This window comes from Flavisolibacter ginsengisoli DSM 18119 (assembly GCF_900129295.1).
GTDB lineage: Bacteria > Bacteroidota > Bacteroidia > Chitinophagales > Chitinophagaceae > Flavisolibacter > Flavisolibacter ginsengisoli.
Genome location: NZ_FQUU01000002.1, coordinates 207,438 through 234,262 on the forward strand (window position 1 = coordinate 207,438; position 26,825 = coordinate 234,262).

Below are 26,825 nucleotides of genomic sequence, written 5' to 3' on the forward strand. Positions count from 1 at the left end.
CCAACGGTAAGGTTTACCCAAGGTTATAACGGGTTTGTTCTTACAAAATTTTCAATTAGTGCAACCCACTATTTCATTACTCCATCGGCACCCATTCATCAATGATCTTTTCCTTTGCCCTGGTCAATATGGTTTGCACTCCCAATGATCTATTACCTGCTATTAGGCGGCCTGCAAAGCAAATAGGGATCTTGTAATCTTTTGGAAACTTCCCATTAAACACAGCCTTCCAGTTATAGTCATCCATTTCATTCATAAAAAACTCTTCGGCTTCTTCATCAATAGGTTCATCAATGAGCACCAGGAATTCTTCTTTCCCAGGTTTTGGTGGCTTTTCCTTCTTTTGTGCCTTGCGGGCATCTGCTTCTCTTATCATACCGGGCAGGTACAACTCCAGGTCTTCAGCAGATATGGGTATGCAATGGAGGGAAGCCAAAAATTCATACAATGATCTGAGTACCTCCTCGTCTTCTATTCCCAGGTTTTTAAAGGCTATGGCTTTTTTCTTACAAAGATTATACAGTGCGTTACACCTGCGGTTGGTATAAACATAGCGGTAGATAAGGGAAGCCAGGGTATTGGCCCTTCCAAAAAAACCTGAAGCTCTCCTTAACCCAAACCTAAAATCGATCAGTGTCCACACCGGGTTTGGTGCGTACCCAGTACTCTCCTTCAGAGCGGTAGAAGTTTAAATTGCCATCAATGGTGCCAATGCCCCTGATAGGACCTACTTGTTTTGGCATAGGATAGGATTTTGTTTTATTGGCTTGCAAAATACTAAATATTTTAGTATTCTCAAATCCTATTTTCCCTTTTATTTATCCACAGGAGGGTAAACAATTATGCGTAACAGTGAGTTGGGACATAGCTTCTCCCAGGCTACCTTATAGCTACTCCCTGGCTACGGTATAGATATTCCGTGCGAACACGGAGTATCATGGGCGTTGGTAGGGAGTTGATAGGACGTTGGTAGTGAGTAGGATAGTCGGAAGTCACAAGTCAGGTGAAAGCAACAGGAGAACTAAGATTTATAAAATTTAAAGGATTATTGAGGAGGAGAGAGAATTTCGAATGGTCGAGCAGGGGATTATGAATGATGAAGTATTAAGGTCCCGGGTGCCTCTTTTTCTAGCATTACTTCTTTTGTTAGTTTAAATGTTCAATTCAATATACAACGACCAATTCGCAAAATAGAGAAGAGAGAGAAGAGAGAAATAAGGGTTATGCATAATAGAGCCTATGCCAATGTACCAGAATAAATTAAACGATTTAAGTGCTGTCGTTATAGGTTTCCAATCCCTTTCCTTTTCATTTCAATCCAGGTATTCCTTATAAACAGGTTTGTAGCCCGCCAGGTGGGCCAGCGGTGATAAAATAATGGTCAAGATCCTTTGGAGGCTATAGGATGGCTTCGCCAGCCTGTACACATCTTTATAATGTTTTAAAATAAGTATGGATTGAAGGAAGCCGGGAGCACCCTTCTTTCCCACCCTGCCATTGACAGCCAGGCCCATGCCCGTTTCCAATAAATATTCGGTATTCATTGCCGGTTGAACCTTCCAGGTCAGTTTTGCTTTTTTGGTATAGGGGTTCCACATGGAGTGAATTGTATTGGGTGCTATTTCCAGCTTTTCACCCTTCACCAGTTCTTTAACGGTTCCATTGATGCGGATATGTATCCTGCCCTCCTGCACCATAAATAATTCAGTTTGATAAGGGTGGTAATGTGAAAGAGGTTCTTTTGAGAAGGGGTAAAATATAGATTCCATCTCAAGTAATGCTCCATGGGTATCCCTTGATGTTTTTTGAAACCGGATGGTTTCCCCGGTAATTGGATTGTGGATCACCTTATTTGCTATAGCCATGGTTTTTGATCTCAAATTGATCTATTATAAGCAACAGGACAATAGCTTTCTGGTTGAATTGGATATCCTGCTGCATGTATTGATGTAATTTATAGAATTGCCTGCAGAGTTATATGTAGCTATTTCCTGTAAAAAAATTGATAGATTTAAAGTTTATGACTTAGTAATACTGTCAGCAGGCAGTAATATATGGAATGTAGACCCAACGCCCGGTTGTGAGCTTGCCCAAATATGCCCGTTATGATTCTCTATAACTTTACGAACAATGGAAAGTCCAATACCAGTGCCCTTGTATTCGGCATTACCGTGAAGCCTTGTAAAAACATTGAAAATGCGTTCAGCCTCTGCCTGTTCAAAGCCAATACCATTATCATTGATACTGACGGAATAAAAAACCTTTTGTTGCTCTTCCTGGGTAAGTTTCAAACCTGATTCTTTACCAATGATCTGTTGATAACTTATATTGATAAGGGGGACTATCCCTGGCCTACTATATTTCAATGCATTACCAATCAAATTTTGAAAGGCTTGCTGCAATTGCCGCTGGTGACCTTGCATAGTGAATAATTTATCAACCCTTATTACTGCAGCTTTATCTTCTATTTCCAGGTCCAGGTCTTCCAAAACCAGCCCAATTAACTGATTCATATCTACGAGCTCGTAAACCCTTGGCCGCAGGCTAACTTCAGAGTAGGTAAGCAGGTCATCTATGAGGCTAGCCATTCTTTTGGAAGCACTTTCCATGCGGTCAAAATATCGGATCTCCTCGGAGTTCATTCTGTCGCCTAATGAATGCTTCAATCTTTCACTAAAGAAATGGATCTTACGTATGGGTTCTTTCAGATCATGAGAGGCTGCATAGGCAAATTCTTCCAGGTTAGTGTTGGATCGCCTGAGTTCACCAACGGTTTTTTCCAGCTCTGAAGTTCGCTCAGCTACTTTTTGCTGCAACTGTATTTCACTTTGCCTCAATGCTTCCTGTGCCAGTTTTTGGTCGTGGATATCAAGGCCAACACCTACAAAACCATTGAAGGCACCATTGGCCAGGTACCTGGGGTTGCCTTTAAAAGCATGCCACCGAAAGATGCCGTCATGCCTTTTCACTCTGATCGCGGGAATATAATATGCCTGCTGACTTTGGTAGGCAGGTAGATAGTGCGACATTACCTCTTCTATATCATCGGGATGAATAATACCATTCCAGGCCCTTCCCTTTGCTTCTTCAAGGGCAAGCCCGGTGTATTGCAACCAGGTTTTGTTCCAATAACTTACCGGGGCCTCCGGGCTATCATCAATGATAAAAACAAACATCGGGCTGTCATCAGCAAGGTTGCGAAAACGTTCATCACTCTCTCTTAATGAAAGTTCTGCAAGTTTAAGCTCCGTTATATCTCTCGTTGTTCCAGCCACAGATTCCACTTCCCCGTTTTCACCAAATACCGGAACAAATATATAATCATATACCCTCCTGCCATAAATGGCGTGAGGAAAGGATACTTCTCCTCTGATAGAACTCCGGGTAGCTACTACCTGGTCTATTTCCCTTTCATGCATCTCAGCATGCCAGGGTTCATAACCATTTTCCAAAAGCCCTTTACCAACAGATTGTTCCCAGGTGCTACCCCACATATTGAGCAGGGCTTTATTGGCATAGGTAAACTTGTATTCAAGGTCAAAAACATATATAAGATCGGGTGTATTGCCATTGATGGTTTCATAGAGCCTTTTTTGACGCTCCGCTTCCTTTTTGGCTTCTTCTGCATACTTCTTGGCTTCCACTTTTTCAGTCACATCATGCGACATTATAAAGATGCCGGAGGGTTTATTATTGTTAAGTTCATAATAAGGCAAAAAGGTCCTGTCAAAATAACGCACCTCTCTTGTGCCTTTTCTGAAAGTTGTAACTATAACATCATTGTCGAAATGAGGTTCACCGGAAAGCAGCACTTCATTGAATAATTCAATTATCCCCTGCCCCTCCAGTTCTGGTATGGATTCCAATATAGGTTTACCCAGGATATCTTTGTTTTTACCCCACAAATTCAGGGCAGATGCATTAGCCAATTCCAATACATGGTTACTTCCTTTAACTATGCCAATGGCTGCAGGTAATTGCAAGATGATGTTTTGTAGTATTTCCAGGCCCTTCAACTTTTCCTTCAGTTCTCCAGTCTTGATTAACTCAGTGATTTCCGATACAGTATGAATAATATAATTTACTTCGCCTTTCTCTAAAATAACAGGTGTGTTAACGACATTCCAATATCTTTTTCTGAATGTACCTTCTTCATTTTCTGTATCATAACGCTGAACGGGTAATTCATGAGTCTCCTTGCTTTGCAAAACATAGTCAAGCGAATCCCTTAAGTTACTTTCACCTGTATCATTATGGTCATGAGGATTTGAAGGGAAGACATCAAAAATGCACTTATCAATTATGTCCACTTCTTTTACGCCTGATATTTTTAGATACCCCCTTGTGCAGGCAAGTATCTTATAGCAGCCTTTATCTGCTTGAAGGAGGATGCTATTTCCAGGAAGGGCTTTGAAAATTTCTATATATGCCGCCTCTTTAGTAGAGGCATTAGCCTGGGTTTTGTATGTCATAAAGGATGAAATTTGAAGATAAGATTTATCCTCAAATGGTAAAACTTGACTTTATAAAATATTCTCACAAATGTAGCTATACCAGCTACTTATGTAAATAATTCATATCAGAAACCTTGAAGATGGCCTGTTTGTTTAAGTTTAATTACCGGTAGGAAATATTGTCCTCAACAGGATTCAATCAGATGTACTGCAAGTGCCATGATAATAAGAATGTAATGTTTTGACATCTTTTAAACTACTGCAGGATCACATTTTTCCTACAGATCTTTTATCAGCAGCCTTCGTAAGTTTTTTGCCGGGATAAATGAATGTGAACAGTATGTATACCATTAAAAACAAGGGTAAAAGAAAAGAAAGAATGGCAGTTACTCTATGATATATACTGGCATGGGGCGCCAGGGTCTCATTTGTCTTTCCATACTTAATAACTGAAAATGTATAATCAGCCTGTATGGGGGAGAGCTTTCCTTTGTAACCTTCATATAATTCATGGGCAGCTTTCAATTCAGCGAGTGATTTTCTGCCATTAGGAAACTGGGGCTCCATGTTGGCATCAAAGAGGTACCATTTGTTATTGATATAAGCTTCTAAAACAAAGTGGTTTCTCAGTCCTACTTTACGGTAAGGAACCCCAATCCTTTTTAATGCCTCCGCCAAAACAATGGATACCTGGGAACAGGCTGCCTGCGGATGTTTTAAAATATCATCAGGTAAAACAATAGCCGACAAATGGCTCCAGATGATCTTCCCAGAGAGGTAAGCTATCCAGTTATCCTGGAAGCTATAATGACTATACCCGTGGTAAAATCTATCAGAAAACGTTCTGCTTAAAAAACGTACGTAATCTAAAGATTGTTTTGACTGGCCGGCACAGCTGGAATCGGTGTACTTTAAAACATCATTGATACTTCTTAGCCTGGGTACCAGGTCAGGATCGAATGCCTCCCATTTATATCCATTATTAACTGTATCAGGAAGAACAGGTGATTTAATTAGGTAATACCCAGCCAATAGAAATACAAGGAAAATCAAAGCTAATAACCTGTTCTTGTGCATCAGCCATGGATTGTACCACAATATAATAAGAATGCCCTACAAAACCTTCCATGGGCAAAGATTACAATGTGTATAACCATCTGCATAACTGGTGTGAATAACTGGACATGTCAAATTGGGGAAAGGAACGGGCTTTGTACCTGTTAAAGGTGGAATCTATAATGTGATTCCCAGTTTGAATACCAGAACTAATGGTATGACTGCCTGAGTTAAGAACTTTAAACTATCAAAATATGAGACCTATTTGGAAAGGCTCAATAGGCTTCGGCCTGGTAAATATTTCAGTAAAAATGTATAGTGCTACAGAAGAAAGCACGATGGCCTTTGTGCAACTGGATAAGAACAACCATGCCCGTATACGGTATAAAAAGATCAATGAAACAACAGGCAATGAAATAAAAGAAGGCGATATTATCAAAGGTTATAAATATGGTGCTGATTATGTGATCATGGAGGAGCAGGATTTTCAGAAAGCAACGCCAGAAAAGCAGGACTTCCTTGAAATTGTACAGTTTATCAATGAAAAGGAAATTGATGCCGTATATTTTGAAAAGCCTTATTACCTGGAACCAGAAAAGAATGCGGCCAAGGCTTATGGACTTTTAAGAGATGCCCTGAAGAAAGAAGGAAAGGCAGCGCTTGGCCCATTGGTGTATAATAAAAGAGAGTGGATATGCCTTGTAAAACCTTTAGGTGAATTCCTGGTATTGCACCGACTTCGTTTTGCAGAGGAGATCAGGTCAACAGAAGGACTTGTAGTTCCGAAAGCAGATCTTAAAGCAGATGAATTGAAAATGGCTTCTATGCTCATAGCTCAACTCACCAAACCATTCAAACCCGAAATGTTCAAAGATGAATACACAGAGAAGTTGTTAAAGGTGATCGAAGCAAAGGCCAAAGGAAAAGCAGCGACAGCTAAGCCATTGAAAGTAGTGCATTCTGCTACTACAGAAGACCTGATGGCAAAACTGAAAGCCAGTCTGAAAGCTCCAAGCAAAAAGGCATCATAAAACTCTTGAACCTTACATATGAGATCACTAAAGTATATAGCTACCCATGAAAGGCACCATTATATGAAATGCGAATGCGGGCATTTCTTTGACATGCGCGACCTGAATGATGTGATTAAACACCTGCACAAAATGCAAAGCAGTATGCCTGGAAACAATTACTCCCATTCTGTAAAGATCGGCGAGCCCATGGCCTATACCCGGAGTAAGAAGAAACTGGACCTCAATTAATTTACCGTCTATTCTTTGTTTATAGCAATAGCATGGCTACTCTATGTTTATAGCAATAGCATGGCTACAGGTTGATATAAACATCTTATGAGCAACATAGTGTAGCATTCCTATGAAACTTATAGAACACCTTTTTTTCACTTGCATTCATTATGTTTAAAGTGCACTAAAAATAGCACTGTCTCTATTCCATGTATATATGTCAATTTAAGTAATAGGGTATATATATCTCTGTCCCTACATTACTGTATAATGAAAAGTATGGTTTAAAAATACCGGTAATAACTTTATTACCTTTTTATACTTGAAAAAAGTCTTATATTTAGTTTACAAGACCAGGTTATACATTAATTCAATAATTCTCTGCTTTTCTTAGACTGCTCCCTGATTGCATGAACAACGCATTGGAAGATAAAACCCTTATTACCAGGTTTCAAAATGGAGACAAGGATGCCTTTACTCAATTGTACGCTACGTACAGCAGGCAATTATACCTCAACCTGGTAAGACTGGTCAAATCGGAAGAATTAGCTGCTGAGCTGTTGCAAGATGTATTCATTGCCATATGGGAAAAGCGTGATTCGATAGAAATCCAGCAAAGTTTTCGGGCATACCTTTTTCGCATAGGTGAAAACAAGGTTACAGATCTTTTTCGCAGAGCAAGAAGGGATAAAATCCTGCTTTCCAAAATAAAGAAGATAGCATCGGAACACTATAGTTATATAGAGGAAGATATGATAGCAAGGGAGGATGCTGCCATTTTGAAAAAAGCTATTGAAACACTACCTCCACAAAGGCGACAAATATTTGAGCTCTGTAAATTGCAGGGCAAAACCTATTCAGAAGTAAGTTCGCAATTGGGTATTTCAACCTCCACCATTAATGACCATATTGTCAAGGGCACAAAGGCAGTACGGGAGTTCCTGTATAGCAATAAACAGTATTCTACATCTCTCCTTTTATTTATTCTTTTAAAGGATATCTAAGCTTCTTTCCTAAAAACACGGATTTTTTTTCGCCAGGAGCAGATGATATTTCACGCTCGTTCGTCTTAGTATAAATATCCATTTGCCACAGAAGCATACCATCATTCAACTTTTCAGGAAATACCTGGATAACCAATGTTCTGCAGAAGAGGTGGAAGTACTCTTTATGCTATTGGATAAGGAAGAAAATAAAGCTCTCAGGGAGGAGTTGATCAATACCCAATTACAGAACAATAATCATGGTATAGCCGTAGCAGATCCATTGCTTTACCAAAAATTGGATGATAGCCTGAAGCAGGTACTGGCCCGCATAGATATGCCAAAAAAACAACGAGGTATCCCAGGTGTAATTATAATGAAATGGGCTGCAGTCGCAGCGGTTTTACTGCTGCTGCTTACAGGCACTTACTATTTCACTGCCAATAACCGTTCAAAAGAAGTTGAAGTGGTAAAAGCTACACCAGTTATAGATGTACCTGCCCCTACATCAACAAAAGCAACCCTCAGGCTGGCAGACGGAACAGAAGTAAACCTGGATAATGCAAAATATGGCTCATTGGCAAGACAGGGCCAGGTACAGATCATTAAAACAGCGGATGGTCAAATAGCCTATCAAGGTAAGGGTAATGAAATATTGTATAATACGCTGATCAACCCCAGGGGAAGCAAGGTAGTTGCTGTTAGCTTATCTGATGGAACGAAGGTTTGGCTCAATGCGGAGAGCACATTGCGCTATCCTACAGCTTTTGCAGGCAATGAGCGAAAAGTCGAGATCTCCGGTGAAGCTTATTTTGAGGTAGCGCATAATGCACAAAAACCTTTTTATGTCACAAAAGGTGGAATGGAAATAAAAGTACTGGGAACCCATTTTAATGTGAATACATACGATGATGGATCACCTGCCAGTGTCACACTGCTGGAAGGGTCAGTTAAGGTTTCAAATGGTGGGAAACAATCCATGCTTATTCCTGGTCAGCAGGCCAGGATGAACGGTGGTATCATCAGCATTGTAGACAATGTGGACATGGACCAGGTGCTGGCGTGGAAGAATGGCAAATTCCAGTTTGGAGAAAACACCAGCATAGAAACAATCATGAACCAGGTAGCCCGCTGGTATAATGTACAGGTGGAGTATAAGGGAACTGTAACCCAGCATTTCTGGGGTTCAATTTCGCGGGATGTAAATGTATCTCAAGTACTGCATAAAATAGAAAGCACTGGTGGTGTGAAGTTCAGGATACAAGGCAATAAAGTATTGGTAATGCCCTAAGGACCAGGATATCATATAAGGAAAACAGGCTTTGATAAAAGGAATACGCAACTGTAACCTATTTAAACCTTTAGTTCAATATCATTGATCTGACTGCTATTATTCACAAGACTAAAATGATGCTATGCTATTCTCGCCAATTTTAAAGTCGTCCCATCAAGGAGAGGTATCATCTGCTAAATACCTGCTTCCTGGTGTTTTATTGATCACACTGTTCCTGTATGGCATGCAGGTAAGCGGGAAAAATACAGGTATCCCAATCAACTTATCTGAAAAAAATGTTCCACTTCAAAAAGTATTCAAGGAAATTCAAAAACAAACAGGCTACGATTTCCTCTGCACCTACGAGCTTTTAGAAAAAGCAGGCAAGGTAACAGTACAAGTTAAAAACGCTACACTGGAGCAGGCGCTGGAGATATGCCTGAAAGGGACTGATCTCACCTACCTTATATTGGACAAAACTGTAGTGATCAAACAGAGGGTAAAAAGCCCAAACGTAGTAGCGGCAGTGGATGAAAACCTGCCACCGCCCATTGATATTTCAGGGAAGGTTACAGATGACCAGGGCAACCCCCTGGCGGGTGCTTCTGTGAAAGTAAAGGGAACGAACATAGGCACCACTACAGATGCCAATGGCCTGTTCACTTTAAAAAATGTCAATGAAAATGCAGCCATTGAAATTTCCTTTGTCGGGTTCCAGCCACAGACTGTCACTGCAAAAGAAAATGGCCTGATGAATATCATCCTGGTGAAGAGTGAAAACAAACTGGATGATGTGCAAATCGTATTGGTGGGCTACCAGGCCCGCAGGCGCTCCGACCTTTCAGGAGCTGTATCTGTGGTGAATGTTGGAGGAATGGCCAAACTACCTGTACTGAGTGTAGACCAGGCTTTACAAGGAAAGGCACCAGGTGTACGCATCACTCAAAACACAGGTCAGCCTGGGGATGGTGTTGTGGTAAGGATTAGAGGTGTGGGAACCATCAATGATAACAATCCTTTGTTTATTATAGATGGCGTGCCCACTAAAGATGGTATCAATTTCCTTTCACCAAATGATATAGAATCCCTGGTCGTATTAAAAGATGCTTCCTCTGCTGCTATTTATGGTGCAAGGGCATCTAATGGAGTGATACTGGTAACTACCAAGGCTGGTAAAAGAGGTACGCCACAGTTTAATTATTCAGGGTATGCCGGGGTGCAGATGCACGGCGACCTGCCAAAGATGCTGAACACAAAGCAATACGTAGAGATCTATAATGAAGCAGTGAATAATGATAATGCAGAAATTACAAATCCTGCTTTAAAAAGAAAACTGATTCCAGCCGATATGCCTATGGCCAATACGGATTGGCTGGATGAAATCTTTAGAACAGCTCCCATACAAAACCACCAGTTATCAGTTAGCGGTGGAAACGAAAAAGCACTTTATTACATTTCGGGCAATTACTCAAAACAGAATGGTATCATCCTGAATTCCTGGTACGAACGGTATTCTTTGCTTTCCAAATTAAATTTAAATCTTACTGACAGGTTAACGCTTTCCAACAGCATCAACCTTTCCTACTCCGATAAAAACAGGATAGGCAGCTCAGGTGATGGATACGGAGGCAATGGAGGCAGTGTGGTCAGGTATGCCCTGTTTCGCACCCCAGCCATTCCAGTATATGATAGTGCTGGCGTATATTCTGACCTACCCATCTATCCCAATTTTTTTGGCGATGGATACAACCCAGTAGCCCTGGCTAATAAAACTGATAATAAAGAGAAACAATACAGGGTATTTACCAACCTGAATGCAGAATATAAGATCACCAATAATATCAGGTTCAGAACAGATGCCGGCCTTGATGCCATCATCACCAATAACAAACGGTTTGATGAAAATTACGGAACCAACCTGCGCGTAAACAGCCCTAACAGGTTATCCCAAAGCACTGCTACCAACTTCAACCTGGTGTGGAATAATACCATCCGTTATAACAAGGTTTACAATGCTGTACACAATGTCAATTTCGTTGTAGGTACAGAAGCTATTGCCAATAAAACGAACATACATGGTGGTTCTGACAATACTTTTCCAGACCAGATACCAAGCCTGAGGTATTTGAATAATGGCCTTAGCCTGTCAAAGACGGTATTTGAAGGCCAGCAGGAATGGTCGCTCTTTTCTTTGTTTGGAAACATCAACTACAGCTATAAAAATAAATACCTCTTTTCAGTAAATGCACGCAGGGACGGTTCGTCAAGGTTTGGCGCTGACAACAAATACGGAAACTTCTATTCAGGATCTTTTGGATGGAATATTCATAATGAAGCCTGGGCGCAGAACCTGTTGCCCGTGTTTTCGAAGATCAAATTGAGAGGCAGCTATGGACAGCTAGGTAACCAGGATATTGGGAACTATGCTTTTGCTTCTATTATCGGTCGTGGGTACAATGCTGTCTTTGGAGAAACGCCTACCAGCAACCCTGGATATACCGTATCTACAAGAGGAAATGACAAAGTAAAATGGGAGTCATCAACACAAGCGGATGCAGGGCTGGACCTTAGCATCTGGCAGGATAAGCTAAGCCTGATTGTTGACTATTTTGTAAAAAGAACTTCTGATATGTTGATCCCTATTCCACTGCCATTGATAGGTGGCAGCGCCTCCACTCCTTTTGTGAATGCAGGAGAAGTAGAGAACCGGGGCCTGGAAGTGGAGGTGAACTATGCCAATAACAGCAATAAATTAAAATACAATATTAATATCAATGCAGCCACGCTTTCCAATAAGGTGCTTTCATTGAGCAATGGTGAGCCTATACCAGGAGGAAGGATTGACAATGGAATCTATGCCACGCTGACCACGGTAGGACAACCAATAGGTTCATTTTACCTGTACCAGATGGATGGCATCTTCCAGGACCAGGCAGAGATCATATCGAGCGCTTACCAGGGAAATAATATAAGGCCTGGTGATGTGAAGTTCAAAGATGTCAATGGTGATGGTTTTATTAATGAGAAGGACAGGACATTCCTGGGGAGTGCCATTCCCAAATACACTTATGGCTTTACAGGTAACCTTCAATATTCCAATTTTGATCTTTCGGTTTTCTTCCAGGGTGCTTATGGCAATAAGCTGTATTTGCAAGTGAACCAGGATATCGAAGGATTTTACAGGGCTTTTAATGTAACACAAAGAGTATATGATGAACGCTGGACAGGCCAGGGGTCCAGCAATACTATGCCACGTGTGTCATGGTTAGGATCTGCCAATAATAAAACGCCTTCGAGCCGATTTCTGGAGGATGGATCCTACCTGCGTCTCAAGAACCTGCAAATAGGATATAACATTCCTCAAAAGCTGGTGAATAGATGGAGGATTAAAAATTTAAGGATCTATGTAACAGGGCAAAACCTCTGGACACTTACAAAATATACAGGACTGGATCCGGAGATGAATACCAGTGACAATCTGAATGCGGAGAAATACAGGGGCGATGTAGCCGCTGGTATTGACTGGGGTACGTATCCCAGTGCCAGGAGTTTTATTGCAGGTATCAACCTGAATTTTTAAAGCCCAGGAGAGCTTATGTATTTTCTAAATAATTAAATCGAATTGCTGTATATGAAAAAATATATTCTTCCGGTTGTTCTGATCTTTCTATTGTTTCTATCAAACACCGGCTGTAAAAAATTCATCACCAAAGAAATCGTTGGCGATTATCCTGAGAGCCAGTTTTATAAGACCCAAGCCCAGGCAATTCTTGCCATTAATGCGGCCTACCAGCCCCTGGCATTTACCAATGCCAATAACAACCGTTTGTGGGTGTTTGGAGATGTGGCCTCAGATGATGCAGTGAAGGGCGGTATTGCAGGTGACCAGTCTGATATTGAGTTAATAGACAAATTTAATGTGACGCCTATCAATGGAAACCTGGAAGCCATGTGGGGATTGCTGTATGAAGGTATAACCAGGTGCAATATTGTATTGGCTAAGGTGCCATCAATCAGTATGGACCAGGCGTTGCAGTCAAGGATATTGGGAGAAGCTAAATTCTTAAGGGCCTGGTATTACTTTACACTGGTCAATATATTCGGGGATGTACCTGTGATATTAGAGCCTAAAAATGCCGCTGACCTGCAAATAACGCAATCGCCTGTTGCAGATATTTTTCATAACGTAATTGAACCAGATCTAACGGATGCCGCCACTAAGCTTCCTGAAAAATATAGTGGTGCAGATGTTGGTCGTGTTACAAATGGCGCAGCTACGGCCTTACTGGCTAAGGCTTATTTATTTCAGGGGCAATGGGAACTTGCCGCAGTAACAGCAGCAAAAGTGATCAACAGTAACCGGTATAGCCTTAACCAAATTTACAGCCGCAACTTTGACGCAAAATATAAGAACAATGCCAACCCTGAATCTATTTTCGAGGTACAGCATCTTACAGGCCAGGATCCTCAGACAGGCAACCAGTTAAATCAATATTTCGCTCCCCAGGTAGACGGTGGTTATTTCTTTAATGCACCCACCCAAAATTTTGTCAATGAGTTTGAAGTCACCGGCAATGGCGTTTATGACCCAAGGCTTGATTATACGGTTGGCAGAGATACTATGCCCTGGTACAATGGCGAGATCTTTAATAAGGATTGGTCGCCTGAAACAGGGTACCTGACCAAAAAGCACCAGCAACCTTTATCTGAGATACCTAAAGCGTTAAAAGGAGATGCCAGTATTGACTACATCGCTATACGGTATGCAGATGTGTTGCTTTGGTATGCCGAAGCCCTGAACGAATCCGGCCGACCTGCTGAGGCACTGGTACCACTGAACCAGGTACGAAAAAGAGCAAGGGAAAGTTATCTCTATGATAATACATTGCCTGGCTACCCAAATATTCCGGCCAACCTGCTGCCTGACATCCAATATACCAACCAGTCAGATGTGCGAAAAGCAATTCAGCATGAAAGACGTGTAGAATTAGGATTTGAATTCCATCGCTATTTTGACCTGATCAGGTGGGGAGAAGATTATGCCAAACAGGCACTCCAGGACAAGCCAAATTTTAATTATGCCATTAACAAACACTTCCCTATTCCACAAAGCGAGAGGGACAGAAACAAAGCGCTTCATTATTAATAATAAACAGCTTCATTATTTCACAACAAAAATTAGATACATTATGCTATTACCAAAAATCAATAATGCCTTTTTTACAAAATTGGTATTATTAAGCTTATCATTTATGCTGGTACTTGCCTCCTGCAAAAAAGACTCCTCTACACCGGCTCCTACCCCTGCAGATAAAACTGCACTCCAGGCAAAAGTAACAGAAGCCCAAACTTTATATGATGGCTCGGTGGAAGGCACTAAGCCCGGGCAGTATGAAGCCGGGGCAAAAGCTAGTTTTCAGACAGTGCTTGCAGCAGCCAAAGCAGTATTGGCAGATAACAATGCTACTCAGACGGCCGTTACTAACGCACTGGCTCAACTAACAGCTGCCATGGACACTTTTAAAACACATTTGATCAAAGAAATAGCATCGGCTAACCTGATAGGATTCTGGAAAATGAATGGTAATCCTGCGGACTCCTCCGGCAAGGGAAACAATGGTGTATTGACAGCAGGACATGCCTATTTTGGCGCAGGCATGCCAACACCTGCAGCTGACAGGTTTGGTCGTGCTAATATGGCTTACCATTTTGATAAAGGAGGTAATATAGAAGTGCCTTATAATACCTCTTTAAATCCTCAACAGTTCAGCATCTCCATATGGCTCAGGAAAACTGTAGATGGCAGGACCCTGAATACTGATACTTACACAATGACCTCATTAAATCGTTGGAATGGGTATAAGTTTCAATTACAGTCTGCCAATAAACTATTCCTGACAGTGAAGGGGGTGAATGGCACAGACACAGCCTATTATGACAGGGATGATGAAACAGCTGTATTGGATGTTAATACCTGGTACCATGCTGTGGTAACATTCAAACCAGGAGAAATGGATTTCTATGTGAATGGCGACCTTGTAAAATCATGGACTAATACGCCTAATCCCGCGATAACACTGGCAACACCTATCAATTTTGTGATAGGCCAGGATCTGCCTACCAGCAAGTATACAACTGTTGACGGCGATTTCCAGGTAGCATGGGGCGGATTTTGGACAGGAGAACTGGATGATGTGATGTTTTACAATGTAGCATTAGATGCAACACAGGTAAAATCTATTTACAACAACCAGAAAACGCTGTAAGCAGCCTGTTGGTTTGAATGTAATGTAATAGCTTAGAGAAACCTCGCAGTGCTGCTGCGGGGTTTTTTAAAAACTTTCCTGTTTTATGTACCGGGTGTATTAATGATGAAATTCAAAACATATTGCTCTTTTCTATTGCTTGCTATATGGTCATTCTCCTGCAGGAACAATGCTGTACAACACAGTGACATGCTGTTCTGGTGTTCCAATAATAACCAGGAGATCAAATTATGCAATGCCATTACTGGAAAATGGAATACTAAGCACGCAGGCACTCCTGTGCATATGCAGCCAATACCAGAAGGTCAATCCAGCGAGGAGGTGATACTTGCTGCTGTAGTGGGAAAATCTACCCCTGATATTTACGCCAATATGTGGCAGGGCAATGTGGAGATGTATGCGCATGCAGGTGTATTGATACCACTTGATACCATACAGGGATTTATGGATTTTATCAAAGAAAGGTGCGACAGCAGTGTAATAAAAGAGATCACCTCATCAAACGGTCATATTTACCAGGTGCCCTGGAAGGTAAATCCAATCATGACCATTTACAATAAAAATGCATTCAAAGAAAACGGCATCGATCAACTTCCTTTAACCTATTCTACCTACATTAATGCAGCAGCCTTATACAAAAAGCATAATGTAAATAATGATAAACGATTTGGATACACTGCCGTAAAGGCCATATGGTATGAGCGCCTGTTTAATTATTACCCACTCTATCTTGCAGCCTCAGGTGGAAAACCGTTAATAGAAAATAATAAAGCCGCATTTGATAACAAGTATTCCGTTGAAGTATTTCGGTTTTTACAAACCCTTTATACCAATAATTATTTTTCAAGGGAAAACACTGCCGCATCAAGCGATCCATTTGTAATACAAACCATAGCTACTAAATGGACAGGTCCATGGGAGATACCATACCTGAATAATATTCCCAACCGGGGATTTGAGTTTGATTATTTTCCACCCATTGTACCTGATGATCATTCAGGTCCGGTATATACTTACGCTGATCCAAAGAACATTGTCATATTTAATACCTGTAAAAACCCAAGGGCGGCGTGGGAGTTTATCAAGACGCTTATTGACAAGGAGGGCGACCTTCAACTATTGGAAGTTACGGGACAGTTACCCCGCCGAAAAGCCCTGGATGCTGATAACTTTTATGCGGGTTATTTCAATCAAAACCCCCGCATGCGGTTATTTGCCAAACAGGTGCCTTATGTAAAAGGAATTGATAACTGTGAAGTGATCGTGGAAGTACTGGATATTATTTCGCAGGAATATGAGGCATGTGTGATCTATGGAAGAAAGACCCCTGAGAAGGCTATCAGTGATGCAGCAGCCGCAGTGAACATTTTATTAAGTAAAGAAGTACACAATAACTAAGTTTTGAAAAAGGTACTGAATATAGGTATAGTTGGCGCCGGTAGCTTCGCCGCATTTGCTTCGCAGGCATTCCTTGAAGTTGAAGGCGTTCGGGTATTGGCTGTTTCGGATATATCAAAAGAGGCGGGCAATCAATTGGCCAATAAATTAGAGGCCGAATTTCATGAAGATTATATTAACCTGGTAACCGATAAAAGAATAGACCTGGTATATATTGCTTCACCACCGTTCCTTCATTATAAAATTTCAAGGGAAGCGTTAAGATCAGGCAAGCATGTTATTTGCGAAAAGCCAGCAGCTTTATACCTGGAAGAAGCAGAAGAGTTGCAGGCGTTAGCCAGGGACTCTGGATTACTCTATGTTGTCAACCTGATGCAGCGCTACAATCCTTTGTACAGTAAGATAAAGACCATCATAAATGAAGGAATATTGGGTGCTTTCCTGCATGGATATTTTGAAAATTATGCAAGCGATGAGTATTTAGCAAGAGATCATTGGTTCTGGAAGGATTCCATGAGCGGGGGCATCTTTATTGAACATGGTGTTCACTTCTTTGACATGTTCTCTGGTTGGTTGGGGCAGGGCAAAGTTATCAATGCAATACAGCTAACCAGGCCAGGAGCCGGGCATGTCATTATAGACAGGGTGCAGGCAACATTGCTTTACCCACAAGGCATAGTAAACTTTTACCACGGGTTTGACCAGCCCAAGGTACTCGACAGGCAGGAAATGAAACTTCAATTTGAAAGAGGCGACCTTACCCTTTATGAATGGGTGCCTGTTTCTATGAAACTTCACGGGATATTGAAGCAGGATGACAAGACCAGGTTGATGGAATTGTTAGAGCCAGCTGCTATAAGTCTTGATAGCCATTACGTGGACCCCCAACATGCAACAGGAAGGTTTAATGCCATAAGCTATGATGACATGGTGACAATACAATACCAAAACAAGAATGGTAAGGAAGCATTGTACCAACAATTGCTAAGTGATATGCTAACAGATCAGTGGCAATGGATCATGGATAGAACTCATACCCGGGTGATCGATGATAATAATGCCGTGGAATCATTGCGTGTGGCAACAGAAGCAAAGCAGAAAGCAATAGTTTTTTAATATTGAGTTTATGTCAACAGCATTAGCGATGAACAAGAAAAAAGCAGGAAAGCTATCTAAGGCAAAGCTATTGCCTTACCTGATGGTCTCTCCCTACCTGCTATTTGTTCTCGTTTTCGTCGTATTCCCTGTGCTGTTTTGTTTGTTCCTGACGTTTCATAAATGGAATATTATTGCCCCCATGCAATTTGCAGGCATGGATAATTATTCACGGCTTTTCCAGGACCGTCTTTTCTGGAAGGCTATTGGTAATACATTGAAGTTCCTGCTGCTCCATATTCCACTACAATTGATAGTATCCCTACTACTTGCCTGGTTATTAAACCAGAAGATCAGGGCAGTTTCATTTTTCAGGGCGTCATTTTTTATGCCTGTTATTGTATCAGGGGTAGTGGTAACTATATTATGGCAGCAATTGCTGGGATATGATACCGGATTGATCAATAAGCTGCTAATGAGCATTGGTTTGAATAAGGTTGGCTGGCTGGTAGACCCTGACATGGCTATTTATTCCATAGCGGTAATGGCAACCTGGAAAAATGTAGGCCTGTATGTGATACTGTTCCTCGTAGGCCTGCAAACGGTGCCGCCACAGTATTACGAAGCATCAGAACTCGATGGTGCCTCCCGGTGGCAACAATTTTATCACATCACCCTGCCCATGATCAATCCTACTATTTTCATGGTAGTGATATTGTCCACTATTGGTGGGTTCTCTCTTTTTATTGAACCTTATATTATGACTGGAGGGGGACCCCTAAATACTACGCTATCCGCTGTACTTTATATATATAAACAGGCCTTTCAATATTACAACATGGGGTACTCTGCTACGCTGGGTTTCTTCTATGCTATAATGATCATGACTGTGGTGGTGTTGCAAAAGAAATTCATTGAAAAAGAAGTATAACATGAATGGAAGCTTCAACATAAAAAGAATTATTACTTATGCAGCCTTAAGCCTTGCAGCCCTCACTTTTATATACCCGTTTATCTGGATGATTGGAGCTTCCCTGGCACCGCTTCACGAGGTGGGGAATATGAAGTTCTGGCCTGCCCACCCTACAATCAATAATTTCCAGTTGATGATCGGAAAGATACCAATTGGCCGATCCCTGTTTAACAGTTTGCTTGTGGCCTTGCTGACCACCTCATTGGTATTGCTTACTGGATCCACGGTAGGCTATGCTCTGGCCAAACTGCAATTCAGGGGAAGACAACTGATATTTTATATCATTGTCTTTACCATGTCCCTCCCCTTCCAGATCACGTTGATACCCAACTATATTACCATGGTAAACCTGCGCCTGGTTGATACTTACATGGCATTGGTGGTACCGTTTGCAGTTAGTGCCTTCGCTATATTGATGTTCAGGCAGGCTTTCCAGGGATTGCCACAGGCTTTAATAGATGCTGCGCGGCTGGATGGTTGTTCAGAGCTAGGTCTCATTTTCAGGATACTCTGGCCCAATATCAAACCAACCATCATCACCGTAGCGATACTTACATTTATTGGTTCATGGAACGAAGTGCTATGGCCTTTGATAGTGATACGAAATGAACAATTAATGACCATGCCCCAACTGGTAACCCTGTTTGCAGTAGGTGGCAGGGCAGACAGCCAGTTGGGTGTGAAAATAGCAGCAGCAGTATTGTTGGCACTTCCTGTAATGATAGCCTTCCTGTTTTTTCAAAAGCATTTTATACAAAGTATGGCATCCACAGGACTGAAAGATTAATATAACAATAGGATCAATAAATGAAAATCAACCGAAGTTCAATAAGATTATACGCATCTGCCGAAGCAGTGATCAATCAATACCTTCATCTGCCAGGGCCAGGACGTATAGAAAACATTGTTAGCCGCGTGAAGCTCCTGTCTGAAGACGAGGTAGAAAACTATATGATAGAAGTACAAAAGGATTTTTCTGCAAGGCATAGAAACCTGGAGGAAGTATTGTTAGATAATTATGGTAGGGTATGTAAAGAATATAAGGAAGACATTTCCTGGTTCTCTAATGCAAGGAAGTTATTGCTGGGGTCTTTTTTCACAAAAGAGTATTCCATCCAGTCAGCCGCCCTGTTTAACCCTTCTATTGTTCCCCACCCAGACCAATCGGGCCTGGAAAACGGGGAACAACGGTTCATAATGAGCCTTCGGGCCACTGGTGAAGGACATATTTCTTCAGTGATCTTTAAAACAGGGACCATTGATAATATTGGCCGTATATCTCTTGATGCAGGATCAGGATATTTTACCAGCCTTAAAAAAAACACTCAAAAGACCTACAGTATTGATTTTATAAAGGAACGTGTAACCCTCATCCCCAACTTTAAAAAGGAAATATTGGATGCCCTTCCTGAATCTTTTACAGCCAATGAGGCATTATCAGCCATCGGGAAAGAATATCCGAAAGATGACAGTGAAGCCATTTCAGTGAAGATAATTGAACAAGTTTTTGATACCAATTATGAACTGCAATCATCTGCAGCCCTTCCCTTGACAGAAAAAGTAATCTTTCCTAATGCCAGGGCTGAATCAATGGGTATGGAAGATGTACGGCTGGTGAAATTTACCCACGACAATGGGGAGACCTGTTATTATGGAACCTACACAGCCTACGATGGCCATCATATCAAAACACAATTGATAGAAACAAAAGACTTTGATGTCTTTGACATCCGTACGTTATCAGGAAATGCTATTTCAGATAAAGGAATGGCATTATTCCCCGAAAAAATCAAGGGGAAATATGTAATGATATCCAGGCAGGGAGGTGAAAAGATGCAAATCATGTTCTCAGAAAACTTATACAGATGGGATGACTACCAGTTGTTGATGGAACCTGAATATCCATGGGAAATGGTGCAATTAGGCAATTGCGGTTCACCATTCAAAACAGAAAAAGGATGGGTGCTGCTTACGCATGGCGTAGGCCCAATGAGAACCTATGTTATCAGTGCTATACTCCTGGACCTGGAGGACCCATCAAAAATCATAGGTAGGCTGGACCACCCGCTCATCAAAGCAGATGAGAAGGAAAGGGAAGGGTATGTTCCCAATGTAGTATACACCTGTGGTTATCTGCCTCATGGCTCATTGCTACTTATCCCCTATGCTGTTTCAGATTCAGCTACGGGTTTTGTTACACTTGATCTGAACGAATTACTGAATGAGATGATCTAATCAACTTAATATGAAAAAAGAATTACAGTTTTTAATATGTCTTTTTGCAATAAGTTGCATGGCGGCTACCTGTAAAAAGCAAAGCAATAATACACCGGTCACACCGGTGGACTCTTCTTTGGTGAATCTGCGCCACCTTGATTATTTATATACGCCATTCCAATTGGCTGCAGCCAATGTAGCCGGCATTTATATCTATTCAGAAGCACCTGATTACCACGTGGTAGCAGATGCTGATGAAGGATTTACCTGTGTTGATGATGTAGCAAGAGCGCTTCAGGTATACTGCAGGAGCAAGAGTTTTGATGTGGATACAGCTATTCAAAATAAGGCATTCAACCTGGCGCGGTTCATTGTAGGTATGCAATCTTCCAATGGGTATTTTTACAATTTTGTATTTCCCAACCTCACTATCAATACCAGTGGATCAACAAGTGTCAACATACCTAACTGGTGGTCATGGCGGGCTTTATATGCCTTATCGGAAACAGCCCCAAAGATCAGAACCAGGGATGCGGCCCTTGCAGGCACTATGGAGCTTTCCATTGAAAAGCTGGTGACCCGTATCAAAGCTGACCTGGTGAATATTCCCAAGGACCCTGAAATAGTGAATGGGATCATCATTCCAAAATGGTTGCCCGCAGGCAGCGGCACAGACCAGGCAGCCATTATGATACTTGGTTTGATACCATATGCCTTAGCCAACAATGATGCAGTGATCAGGAATTATATACAAAAGCTCGCAGATGGCATTGGTATGATGCAGCAAGGTGATGCCCTTCATTTTCCCTATTCGTGCATCCTAAGCTGGGCTAATACATGGCATGCCTATGGAGGTGACCAGGCTTATGCGCTGATGAAGGCAGGACAATTTTTAGGCGACCCTACTTACTCGGCAAAAGGAATGGCGGAAGTGGACAATTTTTATCCCTGGCTGTTGAAGAATGGAATGAAATCTTCGTTTGTGGTGGAAAGCAATGGCACAGAAATAAGGCTTTCCAGTGAAAAAACATACGAGCAGATAGCTTATGGTATAAGGCCCATGGTTACTGCCGCCACTGAAGCTTACAGGGTAACCAAGGATGATAAATACGCGGACATGGCAGGTCATCTTGCCGCATGGTTCTTTGGAGCCAATGATGCACAGGCCACTATGTATTCAACTGCTACCGGCAGAGGTTTTGACGGCATCCAATCTTCCAGTTCCATCAATAGAAACTCTGGTGCTGAATCTACCATAGAGGCCTTGATTGCCATGCAACATGTGGAAGCGTATCCTTCAATCAAAACTGCTTTACTGAAATACAAAAAATAATGACTCCAATTGTTTCCGATAAGATCATATTAGCACCATCAGACATAGACCTGTCTTATTCGCCCTTGCGCAAAGGATTGGATGCTCCAACCTATGTATTGGGTGCTTTTAATCCGGGAATGTGCAGACTGGCGAATGGAAACCTGCTGATAATGGTACGCGTTGCTGAAGCCCTTTCTAATGCTGTAGTAGAAGATAAAGTGCATTGTATACGCTGGGCAAATGGCACGTACACCATGGATGCCTGGAACCTGGCGGATGTAAGTATGAGTGATCCCCGGAAGTTCAGGATCAATGGCTATAACTTCCCTGTGTATGCCCTTACCTCCTTATCCTGGCTTTTACCCGTAGAATTGAACCAGGATGGATCTTCAATTGAACATATGCACTATGACAAGATCATTGCTCCCACATTCACCAGCCAGGAGTATGGAATTGAGGATGCAAGGATATCGTTTATTGATGGCCGTTATTATATGACCACCTGTTGCGTTAGTTCGGAAAGACATTCAACCATGTTGTATGTTTCGGATGATGGATTAAATTATAAAAGTCTTGGAATTGTGCTGGATCACCAGAATAAAGACATGCTTTTATTTGAAGGCAAAATATCCAACCAGTATTATGCCTTGACAAGGCCCCTGGGCGAATGTTATTTTGCCACAGCACCTGGTTCAATGTACCATCCCGGAGCTGGCATTCACCAGGCCTCATCCCCGGATCTTTTACACTGGAAGCCCTCAGACGAGCCCTTTTTAAGGGCACGAAAGTCTTCTTTATCCAATGTAAAAATTGGCGGAGGGACACCACCGGTTTTGACACAGGAGGGCTGGCTAATGCTTTACCATGGGGTAGAAAACGCTTCTGAGGTAGGTACCTATCGTACCTTCTGGGCTTTGCTGGACAAAACAAATCCCACTGCAATACTACACCTTGCTGATTCAAAGCCTTTGCTGGAAGCTAATCCGGCATTAACCATTAACATGCAAAGCCAGGTGTACTTAAATGATGTTGTATTTACCACCGGCATAGCACCTTACGGAGATGATTATATATTGGCTTCAGGAGAATTGGACCTGGCCTGCAGGATCACCCGTGTAAAAAAAGAATATTTTTCAGTTTCACATCACAACTAAGCTTATGGCAGAAGTCATTTTACAAAACATATCCAAGATTTATAGTGATGTTGATAAGCACATGGGCAGGCATAAAGCAGTAGATGATATTTCATTTACAGTGTATGATAAGGAGTTTATGGTGCTGGTAGGCCCGTCCGGTTGTGGAAAATCTACATTATTAAGGATGATTGCCGGGCTGGAAGAGATCAGTGAAGGCAACTTGCTGATAGATGGTAAAAGAATGAATGAAATGACTCCCCGGCAAAGGGACATTGCCATGGTCTTTCAAAACTATGCCTTGTACCCTCATATGACGGTCTATGATAACATGGCCTTTGGGTTAAAACTGCAAAACTTTAGCAAGGCAGACATAAAGAGTCGCGTTATGGAGACAGCCCAGTTACTTGAAATAGAAGATGAGCTCTATAAAAAGCCAAAAACACTGTCTGGTGGGCAACGACAACGTGTGGCCATTGGGAGAGCTATAATACGTCGCCCTAAAGTATTTTTATTTGATGAACCATTAAGTAACCTGGATGCTAAACTAAGAAGCCAGATGCGGATAGAATTGCAAAGGCTTCACCGGGAGATCAATGCTACCATGATCTATGTGACGCATGACCAGACAGAAGCAATGACCCTTGGTCATAGAATAGCTGTATTAAACAAAGGGAAGCTGATGCAACTGGATACCCCAATGAATTTATATGAGCATCCCAACAATAAATTTGTGGCTGGTTTTATTGGTTCTCCTTCCATGAACTTTTTGAAGGGACGTATTATCAATGAAACAGGTTTGTATTTTGAAAACGAGTCTAAGCAATGCCGTTTTTCGTTAGGAAAAGATTTAGAAGCTTCATTAGGTAGCTATGTAAATACTGAAGTGATTCTTGGAATAAGGCCTGAAAATATTTTCCTTAAGGATGATGGCAGTCTTTCAGATTGTAGTTTGGAGGTCCTGGCTTTTGAGAACATGGGTAATGAACAGTTGATCTATTTATCAATTGGAAGCCAAACCATTATTGTTCGAAGACCACAAACGCATGAAATTGAAATAGGAGATAAAGTTGCCCTTTCTTTCTCCAGGAAGAACATGCTTTTTATGGTTGATAGCACGGGGCAGGTAATTGACACCACCGTACTTTCTAATGCTGGTTCAGGAAAGTTATAGATTAGAACCAATCAAAATAATAATTGGACAGGTAAGCTATATAGATGCATTACTCAACCAATGATGCAGGTAATAATATATTAAACCTCGCCCCTTTGCCTGGTTCACTTTCTGCCCAGATATGACCTTTATGATTTTCAACGACTTTCTGTACTATGGCTAATCCTACTCCGGTACCAGCATATTCTGATCTACCGTGAAGGCGTTGAAAGAGTTGAAAGATCCGGGAAGCATCTTCATTTTTAAACCCAATACCATTATCGGCGATTTGTATCTTATAAAAGGAATCATTACTATTATCTAACTGGACATTTTGTATTTCAGTGCTTTTTACTACACTAACCCCTATATGCACTCTTGAACCTTCATCCATTTTATGATATTTCAATGCATTGCTCAAAAGGTTTTGAAACATTTGACGCAATTGCCTGGCATCACCATTTATCCTGGGAAGGTCTTCATATACAACAGAAGCGCCATTCTCAATAATAGTTGCTTCCATATCATCCAGCACATCCTGTACAACTGCAGAAAGGTCAACTTCCTGGAAACCCGTTATGCCAAGAGATGTATTGGAATAAGCAAGCAGGTCATCTATCAAAACGCGCATTCTTTCTGTTGTTTTACTTATCCGCTCAGTAATCCTCTTATCTTCTTCATCAAGGTTAGGACCAATCTTTGCCATCAGACGATCCATGAAATAAGTTATTTTTCGCAAAGGTTCCTGAAGATCGTGGGAGGCTGCGTAAGTAAACTGTTTCAATTGTTCATTTAACTGTGTCAATTCCTTTGTACGTTCCTCTATTTTTTGTTCAAGAATTTCTGCAGCTTTTCTTTCACTGGTAATGTCCATTACTGTACCTACAAGCGATACAGGTTGCTCTTTTTCGAAAATGTATTTCCCATTTAACCTGATCCACCGGAGAGTGTTATCAGGAAGAATTATACGTGCCTCGTAAAAAAGTTCGCCAGTTTTTAAAGCAAGCTCATGTGCTTTGGCCCTTATATTAATATCATCAGGATGAACTCCTTCAATAAGTACCCTGTGCGTAATGGCATTCTCGTCTTCAATGCCGAATATTTCTTTTAGTCGGGAAGAATAAATTATTTCCTGGTGCACCAGATCAATATCATAAGTGCCGAGATGAGCAGCTGCAGCTGCCAACCTGGTACGGGCTTCACTTTCTTCCACTTTCCTCCTGGCCATTACCTGCTCTGTAACATCAGTTGCCACTGCTAATATCCCGGAAATGGAGCCATCGCCTTCGCGAAAAGGCTCATACACAAAATTTAAATAAACGGTGTCAACACCGCCTTTACGGGGTAAAGGAACAGGGCGTTCATTGGCAACAAACTTTTCACCGGTTTTATATACTTGTAGCAATATTTCCTCTAAACCCTGGTGCCTTGCTTCTGGTAATCCTTCAAAAATAGGACGATGTAATAGTTTTTCGGCTCCGCGTCCCCATAACTCATACATTCTATCATTCGCAATTTCTACCATAAAACTAGGACCTTTCAATATGCTCATAGCTACAGGCGATTGCAAAATCGTATTTCGAAGATTACATTCACTTTCAATAATCTTCCTATTAGCCATAACCTTCTCCGTAGTTTCAATACAGGCACAGAACAACCCTCCCACTTTACCTGACTCATCCATAACAGGGCTGTAAGAAAATGTAAAGTAAGTTTCTTCAACATAGCCATGCCTGTTCATATACAATACCTGGTCATCGGACCAGGTGGAGGTACCCTGGAAAACCCTGTCTACCAATGGCCCAAGATCATCCCATATCTCAAACCATCCCTTTTTCCCGGATTTACCTAATAGATCGGGATGCTTTTCTCCGGCAATTATAATGTAAGCATCGTTATAGATGGTTGTCAGTTCCTCACCCCACCATACAAACATGGGAAATTTAGAATTCAAAAGAAGATTGACTGTAGTACGAAGACTTTGAGGCCAGGCTTCTGGCAACCCTAACGGGGTGGAACTCCAATCTTTTTGACGAATTAATTCACCCATTAAGCCCCCATTATTTAAAAATGCCGGAGACTGCGCTTCCTGGATTATCATGTAGTTATTAAATCATTAAGGGTTGAACTTCAAAAATATTGTTTTTTACAACTAAATGCTATAACAGCTAATAGTAATAAGAATATGCCAACAGGGGTAAACAAGGCACTATTATACAATTCTTAACAAGCTATTATTTCGAACATACAAATATTCAGGTGAAT

The 26,825-nt window shown here is 41.5% G+C and carries 21 protein-coding genes; 15 read left to right on the forward strand and 6 right to left on the reverse strand.

What is annotated here, in order from left to right; translation table 11 throughout:
• Positions 1–76: 76 nt before the first annotated feature.
• The 5 genes from BUA53_RS02990 to BUA53_RS03005 form a co-directional block, all read right to left on the reverse strand.
• Positions 77–643 (reverse strand): hypothetical protein, encoded by a 567-nt coding sequence (locus BUA53_RS02990; RefSeq protein ID WP_072833762.1) that lies wholly within the window; start codon positions 641–643, stop codon positions 77–79.
• Entirely contained in the window at positions 621–743 is a 123-nt protein-coding gene (locus BUA53_RS21630) for a hypothetical protein (protein ID WP_262494384.1), read from the reverse strand. The genes BUA53_RS02990 and BUA53_RS21630 overlap by 23 nt, the downstream gene beginning before the upstream one ends.
• 570 nt (positions 744–1,313) lie before the next feature.
• Entirely contained in the window at positions 1,314–1,865 is a 552-nt protein-coding gene (locus BUA53_RS02995; RefSeq protein WP_072833763.1) for a cupin domain-containing protein, read from the reverse strand.
• Positions 1,866–2,018: 153 nt separating this feature from the next.
• Complete coding sequence (locus tag BUA53_RS03000) at positions 2,019–4,472, reverse strand: PAS domain S-box protein (RefSeq protein WP_072833764.1); 2,454 nt, start codon at positions 4,470–4,472, stop codon at positions 2,019–2,021.
• A gap of 249 nt (positions 4,473–4,721) precedes the next feature.
• On the reverse strand, positions 4,722–5,531 hold the full coding sequence (locus BUA53_RS03005; protein ID WP_072833765.1) for a hypothetical protein: 810 nt from the start codon (positions 5,529–5,531) through the stop codon (positions 4,722–4,724).
• Positions 5,532–5,764: 233 nt separating this feature from the next.
• Between BUA53_RS03005 and ku the strand changes: the two genes are divergently transcribed.
• The 15 genes from ku to BUA53_RS03080 all read left to right on the forward strand — a co-directional run bounded on the left by ku (position 5,765) and on the right by BUA53_RS03080 (position 24,581).
• The gene (gene ku, locus BUA53_RS03010; protein WP_072833766.1) at positions 5,765–6,541 is read left to right on the forward strand and encodes a non-homologous end joining protein Ku; all 777 of its coding nucleotides are present in this window, start codon (positions 5,765–5,767) and stop codon (positions 6,539–6,541) included.
• An 18-nt stretch (positions 6,542–6,559) separates the two neighbouring features.
• Complete coding sequence (locus BUA53_RS03015) at positions 6,560–6,772, forward strand: hypothetical protein (protein WP_072833767.1); 213 nt, start codon at positions 6,560–6,562, stop codon at positions 6,770–6,772.
• A gap of 392 nt (positions 6,773–7,164) precedes the next feature.
• Positions 7,165–7,758, forward strand: coding sequence for an RNA polymerase sigma factor (locus BUA53_RS03020; RefSeq protein WP_072833768.1), 594 nt, complete (start codon positions 7,165–7,167; stop codon positions 7,756–7,758).
• An 82-nt stretch (positions 7,759–7,840) separates the two neighbouring features.
• Positions 7,841–9,028, forward strand: coding sequence for a FecR family protein (locus BUA53_RS03025; RefSeq protein ID WP_084079775.1), 1,188 nt, complete (start codon positions 7,841–7,843; stop codon positions 9,026–9,028).
• A gap of 124 nt (positions 9,029–9,152) precedes the next feature.
• Positions 9,153–12,590: a TonB-dependent receptor gene (locus BUA53_RS03030; protein ID WP_072833769.1), complete on the forward strand. Its 3,438-nt coding sequence runs from the start codon at positions 9,153–9,155 to the stop codon at positions 12,588–12,590.
• A gap of 51 nt (positions 12,591–12,641) precedes the next feature.
• Complete coding sequence (locus BUA53_RS03035; protein WP_072833770.1) at positions 12,642–14,156, forward strand: RagB/SusD family nutrient uptake outer membrane protein; 1,515 nt, start codon at positions 12,642–12,644, stop codon at positions 14,154–14,156.
• 43 nt (positions 14,157–14,199) lie between these two features.
• Positions 14,200–15,276, forward strand: a complete 1,077-nt coding sequence (locus BUA53_RS03040; protein WP_072833771.1) for a LamG domain-containing protein — start codon at positions 14,200–14,202, stop codon at positions 15,274–15,276.
• Positions 15,277–15,378: 102 nt separating this feature from the next.
• Positions 15,379–16,674, forward strand: a complete 1,296-nt coding sequence (locus BUA53_RS03045; protein WP_072833942.1) for an extracellular solute-binding protein — start codon at positions 15,379–15,381, stop codon at positions 16,672–16,674.
• 3 nt (positions 16,675–16,677) lie between these two features.
• On the forward strand, positions 16,678–17,790 hold the full coding sequence (locus BUA53_RS03050; RefSeq protein WP_072833772.1) for a Gfo/Idh/MocA family protein: 1,113 nt from the start codon (positions 16,678–16,680) through the stop codon (positions 17,788–17,790).
• A gap of 10 nt (positions 17,791–17,800) precedes the next feature.
• Entirely contained in the window at positions 17,801–18,700 is a 900-nt protein-coding gene (locus tag BUA53_RS03055) for a carbohydrate ABC transporter permease (RefSeq protein WP_072833773.1), read from the forward strand.
• A 1-nt stretch (position 18,701) separates the two neighbouring features.
• Positions 18,702–19,529, forward strand: coding sequence for a carbohydrate ABC transporter permease (locus BUA53_RS03060; RefSeq protein WP_217652921.1), 828 nt, complete (start codon positions 18,702–18,704; stop codon positions 19,527–19,529).
• Positions 19,530–19,549: 20 nt separating this feature from the next.
• Entirely contained in the window at positions 19,550–20,977 is a 1,428-nt protein-coding gene (locus BUA53_RS03065; protein ID WP_072833774.1) for a glycoside hydrolase family 130 protein, read from the forward strand.
• A gap of 10 nt (positions 20,978–20,987) precedes the next feature.
• On the forward strand, positions 20,988–22,292 hold the full coding sequence (locus tag BUA53_RS20915; RefSeq protein WP_084079777.1) for a hypothetical protein: 1,305 nt from the start codon (positions 20,988–20,990) through the stop codon (positions 22,290–22,292).
• The gene (locus BUA53_RS03075; protein WP_072833775.1) at positions 22,292–23,428 is read left to right on the forward strand and encodes a glycoside hydrolase family 130 protein; all 1,137 of its coding nucleotides are present in this window, start codon (positions 22,292–22,294) and stop codon (positions 23,426–23,428) included. Before BUA53_RS20915 ends, BUA53_RS03075 begins: the two co-directional genes overlap by 1 nt.
• Before the next feature lie 4 nt (positions 23,429–23,432).
• The gene (locus BUA53_RS03080; protein ID WP_072833776.1) at positions 23,433–24,581 is read left to right on the forward strand and encodes an ABC transporter ATP-binding protein; all 1,149 of its coding nucleotides are present in this window, start codon (positions 23,433–23,435) and stop codon (positions 24,579–24,581) included.
• Positions 24,582–24,630: 49 nt separating this feature from the next.
• On the opposite strand, the gene BUA53_RS03085 is transcribed toward BUA53_RS03080, so the two are convergent.
• Positions 24,631–26,661 (reverse strand): PAS domain-containing sensor histidine kinase, encoded by a 2,031-nt coding sequence (locus tag BUA53_RS03085; RefSeq protein WP_072833777.1) that lies wholly within the window; start codon positions 26,659–26,661, stop codon positions 24,631–24,633.
• Positions 26,662–26,825 lie beyond the last annotated feature (164 nt).